The organism is Microcoleus sp. w2-18bC1, from assembly GCF_036700365.1.
In the GTDB taxonomy this organism is placed as follows: Bacteria; Cyanobacteriota; Cyanobacteriia; order Cyanobacteriales; family Microcoleaceae; genus Microcoleus.
Window position 1 is genome coordinate 1 of record NZ_JAUBOS010000127.1, and the last position, 4,423, is coordinate 4,423.

Below are 4,423 nucleotides of genomic sequence, written 5' to 3' on the forward strand. Positions count from 1 at the left end.
TTAATTGGGTCAACAGGTCAAACATGAGTAATTTTACTCATTGACAATAGTGCTTTTAGCTTAACTTGTGAGTAATGCTCCTCTCCTTATTTCTAGAGTATTTCCAGCTACTCACCCTATTTACCTCATTGCACTGCATGACCTTGCTTATGTGTAAGGTTGTAATTTCAAGAATGTTTCAAGCTTTTAGATAGCGCTTGGTTAAGTAAGTACAACAGCCCCTTTAACTGCTCGCAACTACCTATTTTTTGAGTCATTCTATTCGTGGGCAACGGTTCAAAAGTTCTCCAATCCGAGCGCGCACGACAGCATCTTGCGTCTCAAGCCAAGCGGCGATAGTAGATACATTGTATTTCTTTCCTGGTGCATCCCAACCATACATCTGAGTGATTAAAGTTTGCATTTGTTCGGGATAATATTCGAGCCACCAGACTAACGCAATATCTCGGATTTTTTCCGCGTCAAGTTCCATTAATTCTGCTGTCAGGGGATTATCAACTGCCACATCGAGTGGCGTGACAGTTGCAGCGTCTATAAACTGCTCTACCCCCTCCCCCCCCTGTGACAGTGATAACCTGCTGACTATCGGTTCAATGCCATTGTCTGTAAGAGATTCAGTTGTTTTTACATTGTCACACTCTGAATTTTTGCTGACTATCTGCTGACTATTCTGCTGACTATCTTCAAAGTTATGCTGTGTATGGTTTTCAGAAGAATAGTCAGCAAGTGGCACTGTGAGTAAGGGGGGGGGAGGGGGTAATGGTTTTTTGTTTTCAACTGTCACAGTGTCAGTTGTAGGAATCAACAGAGAATAAAGATTAAATCGTCTGTCACCAGGTGCGGGTCGGCTGTTAATCAGTCGTTTATTTTCCATACGGCTAAGTTCGCTGTAGACGCTGCCACGCTGTTCCCGAGTCAATCCCAGCAGCTCCATAATTTCAGAGCCAGATAGCTCTTTTTGATTGTTTCGCAACACATTGGTTATCCGCTCTCGGTAAGACTGCTGCTGCTGTGCTTCTTGTTCGTCAACCCCGACTTCTCCCATGAACTCCCATGAATTGTTCTCGGCATTGAATTCGATATTAAGGGTCGTGCCTTCAGAGTCGCGGGACATTGCCGTTAAAATTCGCTTAGGGTCTTTAGGATCGACAATCATCCGTTTCTTATTATTTGGATCGGGTTTGGGAATTCGATCGAGCATCCACGTTCCCCAGCAAGCACCCACTATCGCCGTCGATCCTCGGGCTCGCTCGACTCCTATTGCATCGTTCCCTTTGTTGGCGTGGTGTACCAAAATGCCAGCCGCGCGGTAGCGAGTCAGCATATCGTTCAGGGCGATAATGTTGTCCGCAAATTCGGCGCTGTTCTCGCTGACTTCCTTGCCAGCGGTAATTTTTTTAAGCGAATCAATAACTACTAGGTCAGGGCGGAAGTTTTCTAGCTCTGCTTCTAGCACTGCCAGTTGATCGATGCTCCACCGAGGGATGACGTGCAGATTTTTGGTGTCTTGGCTTCGGAATCCCCGCTGGGTTAGTTCGTGCTTGAGCGACTGTTTGGAGGCATCGGGCGTAATTAGTAGTACCTTGCCTTGCTTAGTTTCTTGGCCCAAAAATTTAGTTTCACCCGTGGCGACGCAGAACGCTAAATCGATCGCCACTTTGCTTTTCCCAACTTTGGGTAACGCACATAGTAAAACGGTTTCACCTACGGGCAACAGACCGGAAACAAGCCATTCCATTGCTTCTGACTCAGAAGCGAACAAATCATCGAGCGTGAGCACTTCAGTCTTTGGCACTTGAGTCTGCTGTTTCATTGCCGACATTGCCTCCCTGATCGTCCCCGCTCCCATGCTGTACTTGGGTGCAAGTAGTGCGATTTGTCGGCAGCGCTCAACTGGGTCTTCCATTTGTAGCAAGCCTAGCAGTTCGAGCTTAAATCGTTCTCCATCCATATTTCGTTTGAGTGGCTTGATAATTTTGTTTTCCCAAGAATAATCGCTTATACCTGCTTTCTGTCGAACTTCCTCAAGTTTGATGTTGGCTGAAAGTTCATTTTGTTCGGAGTTCAAGATTTCTCTTGCCATGTCCGCTGCTTCCCTCATGGAAAGCTTATTTTTGGCTGCCGATTTGTTGATAGCCTCCTGTTCAAAACTCCGTTGAAGCTGGATCGCACTCGCTGACTCAACAGCGCGGGCGTCAATCTCTTCTTCTAATCGCCGAATAAACTCGTCTGCGTCGATGTTGTCCAAAATTTCCCGAATATCCCCTTTCTCAGGAAGATTGGGGCATATAACGAGCGGATCGATCACTATGCAGGGGAATTGCAGGCGATCGCACGCCGACTTCACCTGAGTACCCTTTTTAACACCTGTAGAGTCGTTATCGCGTAGCTTCACAAGCGTGATGTTTTTCCCCGTTGCCCTCAGTGCTTCAACAGCTCTCGCTACTTCGGCATCGTTCCAGTTGGAACCTTGCAGAGTTAATGCTGCGATGCCGTGAGATCGAGCAATCTCCACATTGGGTTCGCCCTCAAGCATCAGGACTGCAACAGGTTCGCTGTCTGGGATTTCTTTCAATAACTCGACTACTTCATTAATGCGGTAAGCAGGCCAGGCCTTATCGCCCTTTTTCCAGATCCGCTTGCCGTCGGCGCCAAGGTGACTCTGGCGGTAGGTTTTATCACGTCCCTTGGGGTTACATTCATCTGACCATTCAATCCGATAGACTATTCCTGCTAGGGCGTAGGAATAGGCAGTTTCTTTGAGAATTTCATACCGGGCCGGTGGCTTGTTCTTGAGGATTGCCCACAAGTCATCGGAAATTGGTTGAGCTTTGGGACAATCCCACGCTGGCTCTACAAATTGCAGAAGCTTTAGTCCCGCTGGGATGGGGGCGGGTGTTGGCTGTTTTTTGTGGATAGCACTGGCGGGTCGGCGGTTGCTATTGATTTTTTGATCGCCATTACCGCCGCGCTCTGCCACTACCTCAGCCCAAGGTCGAAGGGCTTCACGGAGGGCTGCGTTGTCACAGTCGGAGGTAAAGCAGTGATACGTTCCGCAATTTGGTTTAATCTCTAGATTGCGCCCGCCACATACGGGGCAAACATACTTGTTGTTGCCGTTGCCCGGTTCCAAGCGGTCATAAAAGTTGCGGATATCGAACGATACTTGAGTAGAACGGCCGGGATTTGATACAATGCTATCCATAGTGGGTTGTCCTGATTGGTGTACAGAAACAACCGCCACATCTAGTAACAGAGGCTTAGCCTTACCCTGAAAACGTTTGCTGTACCTGGAAATTACCATGCAAGCTAATGTTAGTTTTCGGGATAATTGGACTATAATGAAATTAAGAATTATTATTTTTGCGCCGTGCCTCTGTTAAAGGTGTGGCGATTTTTTCTTATGTGAAAAAAGCGCCTGGGGTTTTTATGCTGCAAGGAGTTGCGAATCTTGAATGTACTTTTTGAAGTTCTTGAAACAAATTTTCATGCTCTTGCCAATAAAGCCCCAATGAGAATGGTTGAACAAGTGTGCTTTTCAGCAATTTATTGGTGATTAGATGCGGTTAAATAAAAACTGCATCTAGTCGGAAGTTTGTCCGGTAGCATGGCGACACATCCAAAGCTTCAACTATCATGATAGTACACTACAACCCTTGCTCCCCGGATCTGCTGGCAAAATAGCTAAAATTAGCCGACTTTACTATTAGGGGTATATCTATCAAAAATCCTGTCCTAAAAAACAACTGGGCAAGTGGGAGACAACTTGTCTAAAAGTTGTCCCCTTAGAGGTTATAAATTTGTGGTAAAAGTGCAATATTCGATAGCTTTCAAGTAGGAAAAATATGACTTTGTGGCAAAATCTCGGTAATTACCGGGACTGTTTTTGCTTGCTCATCAACCAAGCTCATCACTTACTCCTGGAATCCATTAGAGGACAATATCATTTTCCCTGAAAGTGGATGCGCTGCGAGCTAAGGTAATCTTCGATTCGGAACGCTTTGAAAGTGTTGCTTCTAAGCTGCTGAACTCGTTTATTGAGTAGTTCCTGTCACTCCTTTTTGGTCGGTCACGGCGAAAGCGATGCCAAATCGGCGCTCTAAGGTTTCAGTACCCAAAGCCACCACTAACTCAAAAGCAAGTTTTATTCCTGGCATTGCTTAATCAGGTATGAAAAAAATAAATTGAAAATCCCGAGACTTTGTAAATGCTGGTTTATATGACTTGCATATTTAGCATTTCATACCGTAAATTAGCAACGCCGGTATTTTCGTTGTTGGAACGCTCAGGAACAGCTTACTGCGCTCTCTTCGTGGGGCGCACCTGCCGTGTATCTCTCGACCGCGCTAAAATTCCAAATGCTGCACGGCCCGCCGCTTAGTTTCCTCCCCACGCCTGTCATATTTGGCCGTAGTTACCGGAG

Annotated in this window: 2 protein-coding genes; both read right to left on the minus strand. The window is 46.3% G+C overall.

All coding sequences use genetic code 11. From position 1 onward, the window contains the following. Positions 1–253 precede the first annotated feature (253 nt). Complete coding sequence (locus QT979_RS28375; RefSeq protein WP_333312335.1) at positions 254–3,304, minus strand: AAA family ATPase; 3,051 nt, start codon at positions 3,302–3,304, stop codon at positions 254–256. A 730-nt stretch (positions 3,305–4,034) separates the two neighbouring features. Beyond that, positions 4,035–4,157, minus strand: coding sequence for a hypothetical protein (locus QT979_RS28380; RefSeq protein ID WP_333312336.1), 123 nt, complete (start codon positions 4,155–4,157; stop codon positions 4,035–4,037). Positions 4,158–4,423 lie beyond the last annotated feature (266 nt).

What these genes read in the sequence shown, in the direction of transcription:
- QT979_RS28375 (WP_333312335.1), bottom strand. Translation starts at nt 3,304, where the DNA reads ATGGTAATTTCCAGGTACAGCAAACGTTTTCAGGGTAAGGCTAAGCCT.
- QT979_RS28380 (WP_333312336.1), bottom strand. Translation starts at nt 4,157, where the DNA reads ATGCCAGGAATAAAACTTGCTTTTGAGTTAGTGGTGGCTTTGGGTACT.